This window comes from Ruegeria sp. YTSC002 (assembly GCF_059609845.1).
The window spans coordinates 140,862-159,462 of the sequence record NZ_JBXWML010000009.1 but is presented as its reverse complement, the minus strand read 5'-3'; the positions used below and the strand labels follow the sequence as shown (position 1 = coordinate 159,462).

16 protein-coding genes are annotated in these 18,601 nt (G+C 58.2%); 7 read left to right on the top strand and 9 right to left on the bottom strand.

The window, feature by feature from the left end; translation table 11 throughout:
• Positions 1-8: 8 nt before the first annotated feature.
• Together AC2FFD_RS16875 and coaD are read left to right on the top strand one after the other, a co-directional pair.
• Entirely contained in the window at positions 9-446 is a 438-nt protein-coding gene (locus AC2FFD_RS16875) for a CBS domain-containing protein (RefSeq protein WP_496873613.1), read from the top strand.
• A gap of 85 nt (positions 447-531) precedes the next feature.
• Complete coding sequence (gene coaD / locus AC2FFD_RS16870; protein WP_257600657.1) at positions 532-1,023, top strand: pantetheine-phosphate adenylyltransferase; 492 nt, start codon at positions 532-534, stop codon at positions 1,021-1,023.
• Here the strand turns inward: coaD and gap (AC2FFD_RS16865) are convergent.
• From gap (AC2FFD_RS16865) to gap (AC2FFD_RS16855), 3 genes are all read right to left on the bottom strand, one after another.
• Positions 1,015-2,019, bottom strand: a complete 1,005-nt coding sequence (gene gap / locus AC2FFD_RS16865) for a type I glyceraldehyde-3-phosphate dehydrogenase (RefSeq protein ID WP_496873612.1) — start codon at positions 2,017-2,019, stop codon at positions 1,015-1,017. The genes coaD and gap (AC2FFD_RS16865) overlap by 9 nt on opposite strands.
• Before the next feature lie 82 nt (positions 2,020-2,101).
• Complete coding sequence (locus AC2FFD_RS16860) at positions 2,102-2,245, bottom strand: hypothetical protein (RefSeq protein ID WP_170344457.1); 144 nt, start codon at positions 2,243-2,245, stop codon at positions 2,102-2,104.
• Between the two features lie 72 nt (positions 2,246-2,317).
• Positions 2,318-3,319 (bottom strand): type I glyceraldehyde-3-phosphate dehydrogenase, encoded by a 1,002-nt coding sequence (gap, locus tag AC2FFD_RS16855; RefSeq protein ID WP_152457871.1) that lies wholly within the window; start codon positions 3,317-3,319, stop codon positions 2,318-2,320.
• A 182-nt stretch (positions 3,320-3,501) separates the two neighbouring features.
• Between gap (AC2FFD_RS16855) and AC2FFD_RS16850 the strand changes: the two genes are divergently transcribed.
• The gene (locus AC2FFD_RS16850; protein ID WP_257600660.1) at positions 3,502-4,461 is read left to right on the top strand and encodes a DUF808 domain-containing protein; all 960 of its coding nucleotides are present in this window, start codon (positions 3,502-3,504) and stop codon (positions 4,459-4,461) included.
• Positions 4,462-4,517: 56 nt separating this feature from the next.
• Here AC2FFD_RS16850 and tkt read toward each other — a convergent pair whose 3' ends face one another.
• Positions 4,518-6,542: a transketolase gene (gene tkt, locus AC2FFD_RS16845; RefSeq protein WP_496873611.1), complete on the bottom strand. Its 2,025-nt coding sequence runs from the start codon at positions 6,540-6,542 to the stop codon at positions 4,518-4,520.
• 236 nt (positions 6,543-6,778) lie between these two features.
• Here tkt and AC2FFD_RS16840 point away from each other — a divergent pair, with 236 nt between their 5' ends.
• Genes AC2FFD_RS16840 through AC2FFD_RS16830 form a run of 3 tightly spaced genes read left to right on the top strand, consistent with a single transcriptional unit; the run spans position 6,779 to position 8,372 of the window.
• The gene (locus AC2FFD_RS16840; protein ID WP_496873610.1) at positions 6,779-7,633 is read left to right on the top strand and encodes a hypothetical protein; all 855 of its coding nucleotides are present in this window, start codon (positions 6,779-6,781) and stop codon (positions 7,631-7,633) included.
• Positions 7,633-8,028, top strand: a complete 396-nt coding sequence (locus AC2FFD_RS16835) for a cell division protein ZapA (protein ID WP_117869062.1) — start codon at positions 7,633-7,635, stop codon at positions 8,026-8,028. The genes AC2FFD_RS16840 and AC2FFD_RS16835 overlap by 1 nt, the downstream gene beginning before the upstream one ends.
• Positions 8,025-8,372 carry an MliC family protein gene (locus AC2FFD_RS16830; RefSeq protein ID WP_425078206.1) on the top strand — a complete coding sequence of 116 codons (348 nt, stop codon included), beginning with the start codon at positions 8,025-8,027 and terminating at the stop codon, positions 8,370-8,372. The genes AC2FFD_RS16835 and AC2FFD_RS16830 overlap by 4 nt, the downstream gene beginning before the upstream one ends.
• Before the next feature lie 6 nt (positions 8,373-8,378).
• On the opposite strand, the gene grxD is transcribed toward AC2FFD_RS16830, so the two are convergent.
• The 5 genes from grxD to AC2FFD_RS16805 form a co-directional block, all read right to left on the bottom strand.
• The gene (grxD, locus tag AC2FFD_RS16825) at positions 8,379-8,741 is read right to left on the bottom strand and encodes a Grx4 family monothiol glutaredoxin (protein WP_171116094.1); all 363 of its coding nucleotides are present in this window, start codon (positions 8,739-8,741) and stop codon (positions 8,379-8,381) included.
• A 66-nt stretch (positions 8,742-8,807) separates the two neighbouring features.
• Positions 8,808-9,044, bottom strand: a complete 237-nt coding sequence (locus tag AC2FFD_RS16820) for a BolA/IbaG family iron-sulfur metabolism protein (protein ID WP_117869058.1) — start codon at positions 9,042-9,044, stop codon at positions 8,808-8,810.
• Positions 9,045-9,179: 135 nt separating this feature from the next.
• Complete coding sequence (purL, locus tag AC2FFD_RS16815; RefSeq protein WP_257600665.1) at positions 9,180-11,339, bottom strand: phosphoribosylformylglycinamidine synthase subunit PurL; 2,160 nt, start codon at positions 11,337-11,339, stop codon at positions 9,180-9,182.
• Positions 11,340-11,520: 181 nt separating this feature from the next.
• On the bottom strand, positions 11,521-13,767 hold the full coding sequence (locus AC2FFD_RS16810; RefSeq protein ID WP_496873609.1) for a mechanosensitive ion channel family protein: 2,247 nt from the start codon (positions 13,765-13,767) through the stop codon (positions 11,521-11,523).
• A 268-nt stretch (positions 13,768-14,035) separates the two neighbouring features.
• Complete coding sequence (locus AC2FFD_RS16805) at positions 14,036-14,944, bottom strand: LysR family transcriptional regulator (protein ID WP_170344440.1); 909 nt, start codon at positions 14,942-14,944, stop codon at positions 14,036-14,038.
• A gap of 169 nt (positions 14,945-15,113) precedes the next feature.
• Between AC2FFD_RS16805 and AC2FFD_RS16800 the strand changes: the two genes are divergently transcribed.
• Positions 15,114-18,533, top strand: coding sequence for an indolepyruvate ferredoxin oxidoreductase family protein (locus AC2FFD_RS16800; protein ID WP_496873608.1), 3,420 nt, complete (start codon positions 15,114-15,116; stop codon positions 18,531-18,533).
• Positions 18,534-18,601: the final 68 nt, after the last annotated feature.

Here is an 18,601-nt window from a genome sequence, read left to right as displayed (position 1 = left end):
TATTCTTCATGCTAGTTCAGGCCATCCTGAAGTCCAAAGCGACAGATGGTGTCGTGACCGTGGCGTCAACGGCGACAATCTCAGAGGCCTCGAAGATTCTTGCGGACAAGCGCATCGGTACGGTCGTTGTTTCCGACGACGGTGGCAATACCGCGGCCGGCATATTGTCGGAACGTGACATCGTCCGGGAACTGGCGGCCAGCGGCAGCGGTTGTCTGAACCAACCGGTAAAGTCGTACATGACGCAGAACCTTGTCACGGCGACGCGCCAGACCACCGTGGAAGACATCATGTCCCGCATGACAGAGGGGCGCTTTCGCCACATGCCGGTGGTTGAAGATGGAAAACTCGTAGGCATTGTCACTTTGGGTGATGTGGTGAAGGCCCAGCTTGCCGAACTTGCGATGGAAAAAGATGCCCTCGAGGGCATGATAATGGGGCACTGACGCCAAGGCTTGCCCAAGCAATCACTTGCACCCGCAGCAAAGTTATGTTTGCTTGCGCAGAAATTTTGTTGCGCAGGAGGGCGCGATGCGGGTTGGATTGTATCCTGGAACCTTTGATCCCATCACGATGGGGCATATCGATATCATCCGTCGGGCGGCAGCTTTGGTGGACAAACTGGTTATCGGTGTGGCCATCAACCGGGACAAGGGCCCTCTGTTCTCGCTGGAAGAGCGCGTGGCCATGATCGAGGCGGAATGCGCCCGGCTTTCAGAACAGACCGGAACCGAAATCATCGCGCATCCCTTCGAAAACCTTCTGATTGACTGCGCGCGGGATGTAGGCGCGCAAATCATCGTACGGGGCCTGCGGGCGGTCGCCGATTTCGAATACGAGTTTCAGATGGTCGGCATGAACCGGGCTCTGGACGATTCGATCGAGACCGTCTTTTTGATGGCCGAAGCGCGCCATCAGGCGATCGCGTCCAAACTGGTGAAGGAAATCGCCCGGTTGAACGGCGACGTGTCGAAATTCGTCACGCCCCGAGTCAATGATGCGCTGAAACAGCGTTTAGGCTAGGGCACCCATTGCGGACGCCGTATCCAGCATCCGGTTCGAAAAGCCCCATTCGTTGTCATACCACGCCAGCACACGAACCAATGTGCCATCAGTGACTTTGGTTTCAGCCAGTGAAACGGTCGAGCTGTGCGGATCGTGATTGAAGTCAATGGAGACCAGAGGGCGGCTTTCCGCGGCAAGCACGCCGGGGATTTTGGCAGCCGCATCGACGAACAGCTGGTTGACCTCTTCTTCGGTCGTGGGGCGTGAAACCTCGGCCACAAGATCAACGACCGAGACATTCGGGGTTGGAACACGGATGGCCTGACCGGTCAGTTTCCCTTTGAGTTGCGGCAGCACCAGGCCCACGGCAGCGGCCGCACCGGTTGTCGTGGGGATCATCGACAGCGCCGCTGCTCGGGACAGGTAGGGATCTTTTCCAACTGTATCATGCACCGGCTGGCTGGCAGTGTAAGCGTGAACAGTGGTCATGTTGCCGTGCTTGATACCAAGGCCGGCATCCAGAGCCGCAGCAACAGGAGACAGACAGTTGGTGGTGCAGGACGCGTTTGAGACCACCAGATCCTCGGCGGTCAGTTCGCTATCGTTGACACCAAAGACGATGGTTTTCACACCGCCGTCGCCCTTTGCAGGGGCAGAGATCAGAACTTTCCGGGATCCGTTTTTGAAGTGACGTTCCGCCGCCTCGCGCGTACGAAACACACCCGTGCATTCCAGAACGACGTCAATATCTGACCAGGGCAGATCCTCGGGGTTGCGCTCGCTGCTCAGCCGAATTGGACCACGACCCACGTCCAGACCTGCATCGCTGAGCGTGACCGGGTTGGGGTAGCGGCCGTGAACGCTGTCAAATTCAAAGAGATGCGCGTTCATGTCGGGTTTGCCAAGATCGTTGATCGCGACGATCTCAACGTCCGTACGTCCGCTTTCCATCACCGCGCGCAGAACCCCGCGCCCGATCCGTCCAAATCCGTTGATCGCCAGTTTCAAGGTCATGGTCTGCTCCGTCCAAATGTCTCAGCAAGATGAGTTAGCGCTAACAAAGCCAGATCAGGCGAAATGTCAAGGAAAACCTCAGTCACCGCCAGAAAGCGAGCCAGTCCAGGAAGTCGTAAAGCTTCTTTCCGAGGAAAAGCAGATCTTCGGTGCCATACAGCGCCACATCCAGCATGATACCGCCGAGCAGAAGAAGGCCGAGCCAGATAGCGATTTGGTTGGTCATGGCTGTCCCGAACGTAAAATGCCCGCTCAGATAACCTGAGCGGGCATCAAGGTACAAGCGAAGTCCGAAGGGTCAGTTAAGGCGGCCCATTGCAACAGCAACGTCGGCCATACGGACCGAGAAGCCCCATTCATTGTCATACCAGGCCAGAACGCGGACCATGCGGTCATCGACAACGCGGGTCTGATCCGGTGCAAAGATCGAGCTTTCCTCGGTGTGGTTGAAGTCGGTCGACACCAGCGGAGCGGGCTCATATCCCAGAACGCGCTGCATCGGGCCTTTGGCGGCCTCTTCGACGATCGCGTTGATTTCCGCCGTCGAGGTGTCGCGTGAGGCACGGAACGTCAGGTCTACCGCCGAAACATTCGGGGTCGGAACGCGAATGGCGGAACCGTCCAGACGGCCTTTCAGGTTTGGCAGAACTTCACCCAGCGCCTTGGCCGCGCCAGTCGAGGTCGGGATCATCGACATTGCCGCAGCGCGGGCCCGGTAGAGGTCGCTGTGGCGACGGTCCAGCGTAGGCTGGTCGCCTGTATAGGCGTGGATGGTGGTCATGATGCCGTGTTCGATGCCGACGCCTTCGTCCAGTACCTTGGCCAGCGGGGCGAGGCAGTTGGTCGTGCACGAACCGTTCGAGACCATGTTGTCATTGGCGGCCAGCGTGTTGTGATTGACGCCGAAGACAATGGTCTTGTCCACGTTCTTGCCCGGAGCAGACAGCAGAACCTTGCCAGCGCCACGTTCCAGATGCGTTTTGGCCTTCAGGCCATCGTTGAACTTGCCGGTGCATTCGAGAACCACGTCACAGCCTTCCCAGTCCAACTCGGTCATGTCGTAGGTCGAGAACATCTGCATCGGGCCGCGACCCAGATCCATGGTGTTGCCGTCAATGGTGACGTCGCGCGGAAACCGCCCGTGAACACTGTCATATTTCAGCAGATGCGCCGAGGTTTCCAACGGGCCAGTTGCGTTGACTTTGATCACTTCGATGTCGTTGCGCCCGGACGCGGCGATGTGCGACAGGGTGCAGCGGCCAATACGGCCAAAACCATTGATACCGACCTTGATGGTCATATGACGTCTCCAGATGCGCTTGCTTTCAGGGCCATATAGCGGCGAAAAGGGAATCTCAAAAGGGCAAAAACGGCATATTTTTAAGGTGTTAGCGCAAACCTGCGCCGGTTGCGCTAACGCTTGCGCTAGCCGTTGTATCAGGTAGGGTCCGGTTTGCAGCAGCAGATGTGAAGGGAAACGCGATGAGTGGTCTTTTGGCCCTGTTGGACGATGTGGCTGGCATTGCCAAGGTTGCGGCGGCATCAGTGGATGATGTGGTTGCAGCAGCAGGCAAGGCGGGGGCCAAAACCGCTGGTGTGATCATTGATGACGCGGCGGTGACACCGAAATACGTGCAGGGCTTTGCACCGGCGCGGGAATTGCCGATCATCTGGCGCATCGCGCGCGGTTCGGTCTTCAACAAGATCATACTCTTGCTGCCTGTGGCCTTGTTGCTGGCCAATTTTGCTCCGTGGCTGATCACGCCTTTGTTGATGCTTGGCGGGTCATATTTGTGTTTCGAAGGGGCCGAGAAGATTTTTCACGTTCTGTTTCCTCATGGCAGCCATGTCATTGAGGAAGACATGAAGAACCGCGATCCGGGCCATCTGGAGGAACAAAAGGTCAAGGGCGCCATCAAAACTGATTTCATTCTGTCTGCCGAGATCATGACCATTGCATTGGCGGCAATCGAAGCCCCGAACCTGTGGATGCAGGCCGCGACGCTGGCCGTTGTCGGGATCGGCGTGACGGTGGCCGTCTATGGGTCGGTGGCGTTGATCGTGAAGATGGATGACGTGGGGCTGTTTCTGGCGAATAACGCTCCAACTCCCGTTGGTCGTGGTATGGGCCGCGGCTTGGTCAAAGCGATGCCCGGGGTGATGAAAACCCTGTCGATTGTGGGAACCGCGGCGATGCTGTGGGTCGGCGGCTCGATTGTGATCCACGGGATGGAGGTGCTTGGATTTGGCTGGTTGCAGCATCAGATCTACGACTTGGCCAAGGTGATTGCGTATTCCGCACCTGAGGGCTGGACGGCTGCGGTGAAATGGTTGTCCAAGGCGACGATGGATGGGGTTCTCGGTCTGGCCTGGGGATTGGTTTTGATCCCGGTGGCGACCAAGGTCATCATTCCCCTGTTCAGCAAGTCCGATACGTATTGAAACCAAAATGAAAAGGGCGGCCAGGGCCGCCCTTTGCTCGATCAGATGGGACTGATTTACTGCCCCAACAATTCCTTGACTTTGGCAACGGTTGCTTCGGCCGTGATGCCGAAATGCTTGTACAGCTCACCGGCAGGGGCCGAGGCGCCAAAGCTGGACATGCCGATGAAGCCTGCCTTGGCTTCGCGGCCACGCTCGCCCAACAGCCAGCGATCCCAGCCACCGGCGCGCACGGCGGCCTCGATGCCGACGCGAACCGGACCGGCGGGCAGTACGCGCTTGCGATAGGCTTCGTCCTGCTGTGCGAACAGCTCCATGCAGGGCATGGAGACGACGCGGGTGCCGATGTCTTCGGCCTCGAGCATCGCCTTTGCTTCCATTGCCAGCGAAACCTCTGAACCTGTTGCAATCAGGATCGCCTGGCGCTTGCCCTCGGCCTCGGCCAGAACATAGGCGCCTTGTGCGGTCAGGTTCTTGGTCTTGTGATCCTTGCGCACGGTCGGCACGCCCTGGCGGGTCAGCGACAGCACCGAGGGGCTGTCTTTGAAGGTCAGTGCCAGTTCCCAAGCTTCGGCGGTTTCGATCGTATCGGCGGGGCGGAACACATAGGTGTTCGGCGTCGCGCGCGAGATGGCCAGGTGTTCCACCGGCTGGTGGGTTGGTCCATCCTCGCCCAGACCGATCGAATCGTGGGTCATCACGAAAACCGACGGGATCTTCATAAGAGCCGCAAGACGCATCGATGGGCGGGCATAATCGGTGAAGGCCATGAACGTACCGCCATAGGGGCGGATGCCACCATGCAGGGCCATACCGTTCATCGCTGCGGCCATGCCGTGCTCGCGGATACCGTAATGAATATAGCGGCCCTTGCGGTTTTCCGGCAGGAAGACACCCATATCAGCCGACTTGGTGTTGTTCGATCCGGTCAGGTCAGCCGAGCCGCCAACGGTTTCGGTCATGATCGGGTTCACGACGTTCAGAACCTTCTCAGAAGAGGCGCGGGTGGCCAGCTTCGGCTGTTCTTCGGACATCTGCTTTTTGAACGCACGAATGGCACCAGCCAGTCGCTTGGGGGCCTCAAACGCATAGGCGCGGTTGAACTCGGCCTGCTTGCGCTCGGACAATTGTGCGAAACGTTCTTCCCAAGCGGCACGCTCGACTGCGCCACGTGCGCCAATGGCTTCCCAAGCGGATTTGACGTTGCCAGGAACTTCGAAAGCGCCGTGGGGCCAGCCATAGGCCTCTTTCGCGGCTTTCAGCTGATCCTGATCTGTCAGTGCGCCATGACCTTTCGAAGTGTCCTGCGCCGCATGACCCAAAGCGATATGCGTTTCACAGGCGATCATGGTTGGTTTCCTGGACTTTTTCGCCTGAACAATGGCCGCATCGATGGCTTTGGGGTCATGGCCGTCGATTTCAATCACATGCCAGCCAGAGGCCGCAAACCGGCGGACCTGATCGGTGCGATCGGCAATATCGACGGTGCCGTCGATGGTGATGTTGTTGTTGTCCCAGAAGACGATCAGTTTGCTCAGCTCGTGGCGGCCGGCCAATGTGATCGCTTCCTGACTGACGCCTTCCATCAGACAGCCGTCGCCCGCGATCACGTATGTATAGTGATCCACGACTTTCTTGCCGTAATGCGCGCGCTGGATTTCCTCGGCCATGGCAAAGCCCACCGCGTTGGAAATGCCCTGACCAAGAGGCCCGGTGGTGGTTTCAACACCGTCGATCAGAAAGTTTTCGGGGTGACCCGCGGTCTTTGCGCCCAACTGGCGGAAATTCTTGATCTCGTCCAGCGTCACATCGGCGTGACCGGTGAGGTAGAGCAGCGAATAGACCAGCATCGAACCATGGCCAGCCGACAGGATGAACCGGTCGCGGTCCGGCCAGTTCGGGGCCGAGGCATCAAATTTCAGGTGCTTTTCGAACAGAACGGTCGCAACATCGGCCATGCCCATGGGCATTCCGGAATGGCCGGAATTTGCGGCGGCGACGGCGTCAAGGGTCAGGGTGCGGATTGCCGCAGCTTTGTCCCAGTGTTCGGGGTTGGCTTTGCGCAGCGCAGTCAGGTCCACGGGCGTTGTTCCTTTGGATAAAAAGCAGATTGCGGGCTCAATACCATTCAGCACCCAAAGTGCAAGCGGAACTGGGCCTTGATTGCACCGGGCGGGTGAAGAGTGCGGCCCAAGTGGTTGAAACCAAACAGTGGGTATTTTCTGTCGCATTCCGTTAGACTGTCAGCAGGCGGGATTCGGTTTTGATTCGGATCACTTCGCGACAGAATGAACCTTGATAAAGAGGTGACAGGGGCATGAGCCAGTTAGAGGAACTACAGCACCGCATTGTTGCGGCGATGGACCGTATCAGTGCGGGCGTCGAGGGGTTGGGCGGTGCGTCCCGGAATGCTGAGGCAAGTGAGAGGCTTCAAGCCGAACTTGAAGACGAAAGAGTCGCCAATGCGCAGCTTCAGGAACGCCTGAAAACCCTGAAGGAGCAGCACGAACAGCAAGTGGACGGGCTGCGTGCCGATCTGGAAGAGTTGAGGACAGCCCCAGCCGACTCTGACGAAACAGATGCGTTGCGCGCAGAGTTGGAAGAAGCCAGAGCAAAAATCACGTCTGTTGAAGCAGCCCGCGCCGAGCTGGCCGAGGCCAAGGCGGCGTTGGACAACAGTGCTGAACTGGAAGCGTTGAAGGCCGAGAACGAAAGGCTGCGTGCCGAACTTGACGGCATCGAAGATCCTTCGGCGTTGAAGGCCGAGCTTGAGCAATTGCGTGAATTGCTTGCTCAGGCAAAAGAAGTTGAGGCGGAAAACAACCGCCTCAAGGCCGAACTTGAAGATACGGAACGGGTCAATGAACTGAGCGCAGAGCTCGAGATGCTGCGGGCCGAACGGGCCAGCCATGGCGCTGCGATGTCCCGGCTGGATGACGATCTGCAACGTATGCGCAAGGCGAACGAACAGTTGCGGAATTCGGTCGAAGAATTGCGTTCTGCGGCCGCAGAAGGGCTGACGGATGCTGAATTGCTGAACCGCGCCACCGTCGCCGAGTTGGAGGCGACACGTGCCGCGCAGGCTTCGGATGCCGCCGAAGCGCAGGCCGTGTTGGCACGGTTGGAACCTCTGCTGTCGCAGGCGAAACTTGTAGAAGGTGAGGTAGAGTAATGCCCGAGGTAACAATTCATATCGGCGGGCGCGGTTTTGACGTGTCCTGCCGGGACGGGGAAGAGCCCTTTCTGCACGCGGCTGCCAAAATGCTGGATGACGAAGCGCAGGTACTGTCCGATCAGATCGGGCGGATGCCGGAAGCCCGCATGTTGCTGATGGCGGGGTTGCTGCTGGCCGACAAAACGGCGGCAACGGAAGATAAGGTCAAGGCGTTAGAGGCCAAGCTGGCCGAGGCCGAGGCCGAGCTTCAATCGCTGAGGAACGCGCCTGCGCCGGAGCCCGAGCGCATTGAAGTCGCGGTCGTCCCGCCATCCGTCACGGATACGCTGGCAGAACTGGCGGCACGTGCAGAAGCGCTGGCTTCGGTGGTTGAGGAGAAAACAGCACAATGACGCACCTGCGCAATCTCTTCTGCGGTGCTCTGCTTGTTTTCCCGGCAACGGCGGCGCTCGCCGAAATCGACATTCTGTCTGTCACCTTTACCTGTGAGAACGGAGTTCCGTTGCCGGTGACCTATTTCAACGCGCCCGACGGTTCAGGCGCGGCGGCGACGATGGTGGACAACACTCTGGTTGCGATGCGCCAGGTCGAAAGCGGGTCGGGCATCCGCTATGAGTCTCTCGGAGCCGAAGGAACCTATATCCTGCGCTCAAAAGGCTGGAACGCATCAATCAGCTATTTGGCGGCAGGCGCCGCCAATGAGCAGGTGATTTATCAGGACTGTTCCAGCCGGTAGGCCGGATTACGCGTTTGCTTCGCGGATTTTGTCGGCTGCTTCCTTGTTGTAGCCGACACCGTTTTCGTCAAACAACGTGTCCAGTTCACCCGAAAGGGTCATTTCGGTGATAATGTCGCAACCGCCTACGAATTCGCCCTTGACATACAGCTGCGGCACGGTCGGCCAGTCGGAATAATCCTTGATGCCCTGACGCACATCTTCGTCGGCCAGCACGTTCACGTCGGTGTATTCGACGCCCATATAGTTCAGAACGCCGGCCACGCGCGAGGAAAACCCGCATTGCGGCATTTCCTTGGTACCTTTCATGTACAGCACCACGTCATTGGCTTTGACGGTTTCGTCGATCTGGGTTTTCACATCGGTCATTTTGCGTTTCCTGTTCGTTTCTCCAAAGGGAGAGTCATATGTTCGCCTCGAAAGAAGCCGAGAAGCTTATTCCGGCACTTTGGTGGTCAGCGCCAGCGCGTGCAATTCTCCGTCCGGGCCATCCATCTTGCCTTTCAGCGCGGCATAAACGGCACGCTGCTGTTGTACCCGGTTCTTTCCGCGAAAGCTTTCATCCACCACCATGGCAGACATATGAACACCATCCTGGCCGCCGACCTGAATCTCGGCATCAGGAAAGGCTTCGCGCAGCAGGTGTTCGATTTCGTGGGCACTCATCGGCATGTAGGTAACTCCAGAAGGTCTTTCCCAAGATGTAGAGCGCATGAACCGGGCGTGCAAGGGCACCGGCACATGCAATAACAACGAAACCCGCACCGGTTCACAGCGCGAGTTTCGATTGGTTTTCGTGTCGCGTTGTCAGGCCACGGCCTCGGCAAAGCTGTTGCGGTAAATCGCGGCAAGTTCATCAAGCGAGGCTTCCGAGCTGCCGATCCTGACCGTCTCGCCGGTGAAACGACCAACCGCATTCAGCGGAACACCGGCCTGACCGGCCGCAATCATCAATGCCTCGGCCTGATCGAAGTTGCAGGCAACAAGATAGCGGGCCTGATCTTCACCGAACAGGAACTCAGTCGGCGCATCGTCCAGACATACGCCAACGCCTGCGGCTTCTGCCAGTTCGAAGGCAGCCAGAGCGATACCGCCATCGCTGAGGTCGGTGCAGGCCTTGATCATCTCGCGGTTGGCGCGGATGAAATCACCGTTGCGCTTTTCGGCATCCAGATCGACATGAGGTGCATCGCCGTCTTCGCGGTTGAACACCTCGGCCAACAGGGCGGACTGACCCAGATGCCCCTTGGTTTCACCGATCACCAGCGCGACATGACCTTCGCGCACCTCGTTGCCGATGACTTCGTCCGAGTGCTGCAACAGGCCGACTGCACCAATGGTGGGGGTCGGCAGAATGGCCTGTCCATCGGTCTCATTGTACAGAGAGACGTTGCCCGACACGATCGGCATATCCAACGCGCCGACTGCGGCGCCGATGCCCTGAATGGCACCGACAAACTGGCCCATGATCTCGGGCTTTTCGGGGTTGCCGAAGTTCAGGTTGTCCGTGGTGGCCAGCGGCTTGGCTCCGACGGCGGTGAGGTTGCGATAGGCCTCGGCCACGGCTTGTTTGCCGCCCTCAAAAGGGTTTGCGCGCACATAGCGCGGGGTCACGTCGGATGTGAAGGCAAGCACCTTGTCGGTCCCGTGGACGCGGACCATGCCCGCACCCAGACCCGGCGTGCGGACGGTATCCGCCATCACCATGGTGTCGTACTGTTCATAGACCCACTGCTTGCCTGCGTAGTTGGGCGAAGCGAGCAGGGCGCGCAGCCCGTCAATCGGGTCGATCTGAGGCACTTCGGCCAGTTCTTCTGCCTCTGGCGTAGGCTCCCATGGGCGGTCATACTCCGGCGCGGTAGAAGACAATTTGGACAGAACCAGATCGGCTTTGACTTCACCGTTATGCATGATCAGGAAGCGGTCTTCGGCAATGGTTTCGCCGACGATCGCGAAATCGAGATCCCATTTTTCGAACACGGCGCGGGCCTCGGCCTCAAGCTCGGGCTTGAGGACCATCAGCATACGCTCCTGAGATTCGGACAGCATCATTTCATAGGCTGTCATGTTTTCTTCGCGCTGTGGGACGTTTTCCAGATCAAGGCGCACGCCAAGGCCACCCTTGTCGCCCATTTCAACGGCCGAGCAGGTCAGGCCCGCCGCGCCCATGTCCTGGATCGAGATCACCGCACCGGTCTGCATCAGTTCCAGCGTCGCCTCCATCAGGCGTTTTTCGGTAAAGGGGTCGCCGACCTGAACGGTGGGACGCTTTTCTTCGATGGTGTCGTCGAACTCGGCGGATGCCATGGTTGCGCCGCCCACGCCGTCGCGACCGGTTTTTGCACCCAGGTAGACGACGGGCATACCCACGCCCGAGGCTGCCGAATAGAAGATCTTGTCACTGTCGGCCAGACCGGCTGCAAATGCATTCACCAGGCAGTTACCGTTGTAGGCAGGGTGGAAGCGGACTTCGCCACCGACGCAAGGCACGCCGAAGCAGTTGCCATAGCCGCCGATACCCTCGACCACGCCGTTGACCAGTTGACGGGTCTTGTGGTGGCCGGGTTCGCCAAAGGACAATGCGTTCATGGACGCGATGGGGCGTGCGCCCATGGTGAAGACGTCGCGCAGGATGCCCCCCACGCCGGTTGCCGCACCCTGATAGGGTTCGATGTAAGACGGGTGATTGTGGCTTTCCATCTTGAAGACCACAGCCTGACCGTCGCCAATATCGACCACGCCTGCGTTTTCACCGGGTCCGCAAATCACCTGAGGCCCAGAGGTGGGCAGGGTGCGCAGCCATTTCTTCGAAGATTTGTAGGAACAGTGCTCGTTCCACATGGCCGAGAAAATGCCAAGCTCGGTGAAAGTAGGTTCACGCCCGATGATCTCGAGGATCATGTCATATTCCTCGGGCTTGAGCCCATGTGCGGCAATCAGATCGGGTGTGATGGCGGGCTCTTGCATCTTCTGTCCTGTGTCCAAGTGGGCCGAGATTGCGCGCCTTGTAGGGCAAGCGCGCGCGTGTGGAAAGGGTCAAGACGGCGCAGGTTGCGTCTTTCAAAGAAAAACGGAACCGGCATCACTGCCGGTTCCGAAGGAATGCACCACGGTACTGGCGCAAAATCCAAGGCGTAAACCGTGACGGTTACGCTGACCCCTGGTCTTTGTTGAGTTGAGCTGCGGCTGCGGCGCCTACAGCGGCCTTCTGTTCCGGGGTAAGGTTTTCGGCCTCTTCCTGCCCCGGTATCGCCACGCGCACCTCTCGGCGGGCAAAGTCGATGCCGTTTTCCTTGAAGGCCGCCTTGACCCGGTTGAAGATCTCTTTGCGCAGGGTGAACTGCTTGCCGGGTTTGGCCATGAACTTGCCACGGATGATCATGCCGACATCGTCGAAGTCGAACACGCCCTGCGATTTGAACGGTTGCAGGAAGCCATCCTTGTGGGTTTCGTCCTCCATCATTTCGGCACCGATCTTCTTGAAGATCTTCTTGACCTTGTTGGGGTCGGTATCGAACGGCACGGTGAATTTCAGCTTCATGATGACCCAGTCGCGGCTGAAGTTTGTCAGCTTCTGAATCTCACCATACGGGATCGTATGCACGGCACCTCGGTGGTGACGCAGTTGCATCGAGCGAACCGAGATCTTCTCGACCGTTCCCATCGTGCCGCCAACGTCGACATATTCTCCGACGCGGAAGGCATCGTCTATCAGGAAGAAAACGCCGCCCACGATGTCAGCAACCAGTTTTTGCGCACCAAAACCGATCGCCAGACCCAGAACACCGGCACCGGCCAAAAGCGGTGTGATATTGATGCCCAATGCGCCCAGCGCCAACAGGCCAAAAATCACGGCAATCGTGATCTGGGCCGTGATCCGCATCAGGGGCAGAACCGTCGCCAGACGAGAACCGCCGGCGCCGCCGCCTTCACCGCCTGCTTCTTCGTCCAGCGCCTCGGCCGCAGTCTGTTCCCTGGCCAATCGGCGGTTGATCCACAGCGAGACGACCTCGTTCAGGATATAGCCAACGGCGATGATCAGCAGGAATTCGATCACGGCACCGCCAACTTCGGCACTGACACCGGCCGACGCGACATTGCGCAGGTCAAGGTGCCACGCGCGTGCAATCATGAAGACCACGACCAAGCCCGCGATAACGCGACCAATCCGGATATAGCTGCGTTTCGCGGAACGGTAGGCGCGTTCGGCAAGAGGGCCTTCGCCCGACATGGGCGGTTGCAAATGCCGCACGAGACCACGGATCAGCGTATCCAGCGCAGGGGCAATCAACAGCCAGAACATCGTCGTGAAATGCGCGCCGCCGGTCAGCAATCTCAATGTCGCTGGATCACGCTGTGCGACCAGGAATTCGACCAGAAGCCAGATTGCCACCGAAACGCCGATGGCAAAATAGGGGTAATAGTGCGCGACTTCTTCATCGAATTTCGTGTGATCCGGGTCCGTCCCCAGCATCATCTGTGACAGACCTTCACGCGCGGTCCAGGCGATTACGGCGATATAGACGTGAATTGCCGCGTTCAGCCAGAAGCCAATGCGGGTATCGTCACCCGTGATGCCATTGAGCGCGTTGAACCGAACGACGAACAGCGTGAATCCGATCAGGATCAACAATCCGATCAGGTTGCGATGCAGGTACTTGGCCCAGTGGTCGTCGATATTGACCAACCGGAATTGCGGCTTCTCCGGCGCCAGAACAAACCGTGACGCAGCCGCGCCCAAACGCGGCACCCAGATAAGATAGAATACAAACGGTGCAGCATAGGTGATCTGTTCAGTCGTCAGAAGACCGCGGCCAACCGCGCGGATCACGACATAGAATACGATCAGACCGGCGATTTCGCGGCAGAACCGGCGAAACAGGTAACTGACGGCGCCCCAAAGGTCGGCCTCGCCCGCGGCTTCGGTTGCTTCATGCCAGCGTCGGGTCAGGAAAATGAACAGCTTTTCCGCAATGAACCCGACAACAAGCACAGAGAGGACAAGCCCTATAAGTGTAAAGACACCGGTCGATCCGAACGTATCGCTAAAATTGCTGAACGCGGTAATCTGCGCCGTCACTATGTTGGGAAGCGTGGTCAGGACATGTGTCCAGGACGCGACCATTTCAGCCCAGATCTCGCTTATCTCGGTCAACGGGTCTTCTACGTTTGCTTTTTCGGCGGCTTGTTTTTCCGCCACGGCATCAAGGCGTTCCAATAGAATTGCGCGAACCTGATCATCGGACATGCGAGCAACAAGATCGTCGACCTGCTCGGGTGTCAGGTCTTCCGGAATGGTCACAGTAGAAGTTGAACCGGAGTCCTGTGCAAATAGTGGCACTGCCATGAATAACGCGGAGATGATCGCCAGAACGAGGCGGGGTAGGTGGAACATGTATTTTCCCTCAAACACGAATTTGTATCGTTTTTTGGGGATCATATTCCTATGCGTGTATTTTTCCCAGAGCTTTCGCTGACTTAATGCAGGGTCCGGCCAAAAAAAGGCCGAGCTATAAGCTCGGCCGTAGTCCAACAGGGAGGTATGAAGATGATGAGCGTTTCAGCATCACCGCCTTCGAGTGCTCATTTAGGGGTCAGTTTGTTAACGTTCAAGACAATTAACCCTGTAATCTATTCATGTCCGATATGCTGTTTGCGCATAGCTACAATTTTCCCATCTGTTTCAATTGCTTGCGCTGCGCGATGATTTCGTCCTGAACAAAGTCGCGAAACGCGCCAACGCGCTTTGAGTGTCGCAATTCTTCAGGGTAGGCCAGATAGACCGGAACATCTGCGGCTTCGATGTCTGACAGAATGGGCACGAGGTGCGGAAAATCCTGTGTTACGTAATCGGGCAGAACACCGATGCCCAGATTGTGCAAAACGCCCTGAAGCACGCCAAAATAGTTGTTTACCGTCAACAAGGATGCCGGATTGTAGGTCATCAGGTGGCGCACCATGGCTGCGCCGGCCCCAACCTGCGGTGCCGCAGGGGTCTGGCAGATCAGACGGTGGTTCTTGATCTCTTCCAGGGACTGCAACATGCCGCCGTGGCTTTCGATATAGTCCTGGGTTGCATATAGTACCATCTGAACTGTCATCAGGCGCTTGCGCACCAGGTCGGCCTGGCTGGGCTCTTTCATGCGGATGGCGACGTCCGCTTCGCGCATCGGAAGATCCAGAACGCGTTCTTCAAGCATCAGGTCGATGTTCAGATCAGGGTATTGCTCGTACAGTTTGGGCAAACGCGGTGCCAGCCAGAGTGTGCCAAAGCCGAAGGTCGTCGTGACCCGCAAAACGCCAAAGACTTCTTCCTCGCTGTCCCGAATGCGCGCCGCTGCTGCATCCAGCCGTTTCGACATGGCGGATGTGGCGTCGAACAACAACTCGCCCTGTTCGGTGAGAATCAGCCCCCGTGCATGGCGGTGGAACAGTGTGGCATCCAGAGACTCTTCCAATGCGCGGATCTGTCGGCTTACGGCGGATTGAGACAGATTAAGCTTGTCTCCGGCGTGCGTGAGGCTGCCGGCATCCGCCACCGCGTGAAATATTCTAAGCTTGTCCCAATCCATCGCCGCAACTTTCGTTATCTTTCAGAAGCCCTATATGAAATAGGTAACAAGTTCTACATTCAAAGGACGAAATCGTTACATATCAGTGGATAAATTCTATACAGGTCAGAAATTATGACCTAAAATGAACCCAAGTAAAGCACACTGATCTGACGAGGGGAGACGTCTGATGAGCCAGCCACAGATAACGCTGAACGACCGGTTTGATCTTGAAAAAAGCCCGGTTCTTCTGAACGGAACACAGGCGCTTGTGCGCTTGATGCTGATGCAAAAGGCCAGAGACCGGCAAGCGGGTCTCAACACCGCTGGATTGGTCACTGGATACCGCGGGTCTCCTTTGGGGGCCGTAGATCAGCAAATGATGCGGGCCCAGAAGCCGCTGGCCGAAAGCGATGTCACGTTTCAGTTCGGTTTGAACGAAGACCTGGCAGCCACCGCGCTTTGGGGCAGCCAGCAGGCGGGGCTGCGCGGCGACGGCAAATTCGATGGGGTATTCGGGCTTTGGTATGGCAAGGGTCCGGGCGTCGACAGGTCCGGTGACGTCATGCGCCACGCAAACATGGCGGGTACAGCCAAACATGGCGGTGTGCTCATGGCGATGGGGGATGACCATACCGGCGAAAGCTCGACGGTGCTGCATCAATCCGAATGGTCGCTGGTCGACATGTATATGCCGATCGTCAGCCCTGCCGGCGTTCAGGAAATCCTCGACTATGGCATTTATGGATTTGCACTCAGCCGATTCGCGGGTGTCTGGGTCGGCCTGAAGACGATGAAGGACACGATCGAAGTCACCTCGGTCGTGGATGGCAGTCCGGACCGGATGCAGGTGGTCATCCCTGAATTCGATATGCCGGATGGCGGATTGAACATCCGGTTGGGGGACACGCCGCACATGCAGGAAACGCGTGTCATCGACTACAAGAGGTTCGCGGCCGAGACGTTTTCGCACGCGAACAAGCTGGACAGGCGGATGTGGGGTAAACCCGGCGCCAAGATCGGCTTTGTCGCGGCTGGCAAGAACTGGCTGGACCTGACACATGCGCTTTCGCTTCTGAATATCGACGAAGCCGAGGCCGAGCGTCTGGGCATTACCACCTACAAGGTGGGGCAGACCTTCCCGCTGGATATGGCCGGATTCCACGACTGGGCCGAGGGGCTGGATCTGATCGTGATCGTCGAGGAAAAGCGCAAGCTGATCGAGGTTCAGGTCAAGGAGGCCATCTTTGACGACCGGCGCGGACGCCGGGTCTATGGCTGGTACAAAGGCGGGGCCGGGGCGTTGCACCGGGAAGAACTGTTCCCGACGCGCGGTGCGCTTGACCCGATCATGATCGCTGAAAAGCTGGGCGAAATCCTGATTGAAGAGGGTCGAGAGACCGATGGTATCCGGGCCGGGCTGGCGTCTTTGTCAGAAGCGCGCCGGGCTGACAACGCGCAGGAAATCGCGACGCGTCTTCCGTATTTCTGTTCCGGCTGTCCGCACAACAGCTCGACCAAGGTACCGGAAGGCAGCCGCGCCTATGCCGGCATCGGCTGTCACTACATGGTACAATGGATGGATCGCGAGACGACCGGATTCACGCAAATGGGTGGGGAAGGCGCCAACTGGATCGGCGAGGCGCCGTTTTCGACGACCAAGCACGTGTTCCAGAACCTTGGCGATGGCACGTACAATCATTCGGGCGTTCAGGCGATCCGGGCCGCGTTGTCCGCAGGTACCAACATCACTTTCAAGATCCTGTTCAACGACGCGGTCGCCATGACCGGCGGGCAGGAGAATGAAGGCGGCCTGACGGCCGAACGGATCGTTGCCGAGGTCAAGGCAATGGGTGTCCGAGAAGTGGCCCTGGTTTATGACGAAAAGGAAGACGTCAACTTCAAGGCTCTGCCCGACAGCGTCCAGACATACGAGCGTGCCGACCTCATGCAGGTGCAGGAGAAGTTTCGCGAGATCGAGGGCGTATCGGTCATCGTTTATGTTCAAACCTGCGCCGCCGAAAAGCGCCGCCGACGCAAGCGCGGTACATTCCCCGATCCCGACAAGCGGGTGTTCATCAACACCGATGTATGTGAAGGCTGTGGCGATTGCGGTGTACAGTCAAACTGCGTGTCGATCGTTCCCAAACAGACTGAGCTGGGCCGCAAGCGGGCCATAGATCAATCGAGCTGCAACAAGGATTTCTCGTGTCTGAACGGTTTCTGCCCGTCTTTCGTGACGCTTGAGGGCGCGAAAATCCGCAAAGAGGCGACGACCGAAATTGATCTGCCGGATCTGCCGATGCCGGATCTGCCGAAGATCACCGGTACGCACAACGTCGTGATTACCGGCGTTGGCGGTACGGGGGTCGTCACCATTGGCGCGATCCTTGCGCAGGCGGCGCAGATCGACGGAAAAGGCGCGGGCATGATGGAGATGGCGGGCCTGGCGCAGAAAGGCGGCGCAGTCCACATCCACTGTAGATTGGCCAACCGCCCCGAGGACATCAGCGCGATACGCGTCGCCACAGGCGAGGCCCATGCGCTGATCGGCGGTGATCTGGTGGTCTCGGCCGGCGCCAAGACGTTGGGCCTGACGCGCACCGGGCGTACGGGGGCCGTCGTTAACAGCCACGAAACGGTGACGGGCGACTTCACGCGTGATACCGAGTTCCGCATTCCGGTGGATCAGCTGGAACTGGCCCTGCAAGCGCGGCTGAAAGAAGATGTTTCGCTGTTTGATGCGACCGAACTGGCGCGCGCGGTGATGGGGGATTCAATCTATTCCAACATGATGATCTTCGGCGCGACCTGGCAGCGCGGACTGTTGCCGGTCAGCCATCAGGCGATATTCGAGGCCATCGAGTTGAACGGCGCAGCGGTCGAACGCAACAAGCGCGCGTTTGATGTCGGCCGTTGGGCGGTTCTGCATCCAGACGAAGTACAATCCATCCTTTCGCCAACCGTGGCCGAGATGCCCAAGACACTGGACCAGATCATCGCGTTTCGCGCGCAGCACCTGACGGACTATCAAGGTGCACGGCTGGCCAGGCGGTACCGCAAGCTGGTGGACAGTGTTGAGGACGCGGATGTGCGCGAAGCGGTGGCAAAAGGCTATCACAAACTGTTGTCGTACAAGGACGAATACGAAGTTGCGCGCCTTCTTCTGACCAGTCGGGAAAAAGCGGCGGCCGAGTTTGATGGTGACTTCAAGATGACCTTCCATCTGGCCCCGCCGATATTCGGAGGATCGGGCAGCAACGGCAGGCCGAAAAAGCGTGCCTTCAGCGAATCCATCATGACTGCGTTGAAACTGTTGACCAAACTCAAGGCATTGCGCGGCACACCACTGGACATTTTCGGGTATTCATCCGAACGCAAGATGGAGCGCGCCCTGATCCGACAGTATGAAAAGGATATGCGCGAGGTTCTGCCCCTTGTGTCGCAGGGCACCCGTGATGCGATTGCCGCCCTGGCCCGCTTGCCGCTGGATATCCGCGGATTTGGGCCGGTTCTGCGGGAAAATGAGGCCAAGGCTGCCAAACGGCGAGAGGAGCTGCTGGCGGTCATCCGCAGCGGTGGGCCTGAATTGCAAGCCGCGGCAGAGTAATTCGTCACAAGGGTGTCACGATAGCTGGTCAAACCTGTTGCTTGCATTTATTTTGCGCGCAGCAAAAC

Bases quoted from the DNA above. Each gene is read 5' to 3' on its own strand.
- AC2FFD_RS16840 (WP_496873610.1), top strand. From the start codon at position 6,779: ATGAGCCAGTTAGAGGAACTACAGCACCGCATTGTTGCGGCGATGGAC.
- AC2FFD_RS16800 (WP_496873608.1), top strand. From the start codon at position 15,114: ATGAGCCAGCCACAGATAACGCTGAACGACCGGTTTGATCTTGAAAAA.
- coaD (WP_257600657.1), top strand. From the start codon at position 532: ATGCGGGTTGGATTGTATCCTGGAACCTTTGATCCCATCACGATGGGG.
- gap (WP_496873612.1), bottom strand. From the start codon at position 2,019: ATGACCTTGAAACTGGCGATCAACGGATTTGGACGGATCGGGCGCGGG.
- AC2FFD_RS16805 (WP_170344440.1), bottom strand. From the start codon at position 14,944: ATGGATTGGGACAAGCTTAGAATATTTCACGCGGTGGCGGATGCCGGC.
- gap (WP_152457871.1), bottom strand. From the start codon at position 3,319: ATGACCATCAAGGTCGGTATCAATGGTTTTGGCCGTATTGGCCGCTGC.
- AC2FFD_RS16820 (WP_117869058.1), bottom strand. From the start codon at position 9,044: ATGCCGATGAGTGCCCACGAAATCGAACACCTGCTGCGCGAAGCCTTT.
- AC2FFD_RS16875 (WP_496873613.1), top strand. From the start codon at position 9: ATGCTAGTTCAGGCCATCCTGAAGTCCAAAGCGACAGATGGTGTCGTG.
- AC2FFD_RS16860 (WP_170344457.1), bottom strand. From the start codon at position 2,245: ATGACCAACCAAATCGCTATCTGGCTCGGCCTTCTTCTGCTCGGCGGT.
- AC2FFD_RS16810 (WP_496873609.1), bottom strand. From the start codon at position 13,767: ATGTTCCACCTACCCCGCCTCGTTCTGGCGATCATCTCCGCGTTATTC.
- purL (WP_257600665.1), bottom strand. From the start codon at position 11,339: ATGCAAGAGCCCGCCATCACACCCGATCTGATTGCCGCACATGGGCTC.
- AC2FFD_RS16850 (WP_257600660.1), top strand. From the start codon at position 3,502: ATGAGTGGTCTTTTGGCCCTGTTGGACGATGTGGCTGGCATTGCCAAG.
- grxD (WP_171116094.1), bottom strand. From the start codon at position 8,741: ATGACCGATGTGAAAACCCAGATCGACGAAACCGTCAAAGCCAATGAC.
- AC2FFD_RS16835 (WP_117869062.1), top strand. From the start codon at position 7,633: ATGCCCGAGGTAACAATTCATATCGGCGGGCGCGGTTTTGACGTGTCC.
- AC2FFD_RS16830 (WP_425078206.1), top strand. From the start codon at position 8,025: ATGACGCACCTGCGCAATCTCTTCTGCGGTGCTCTGCTTGTTTTCCCG.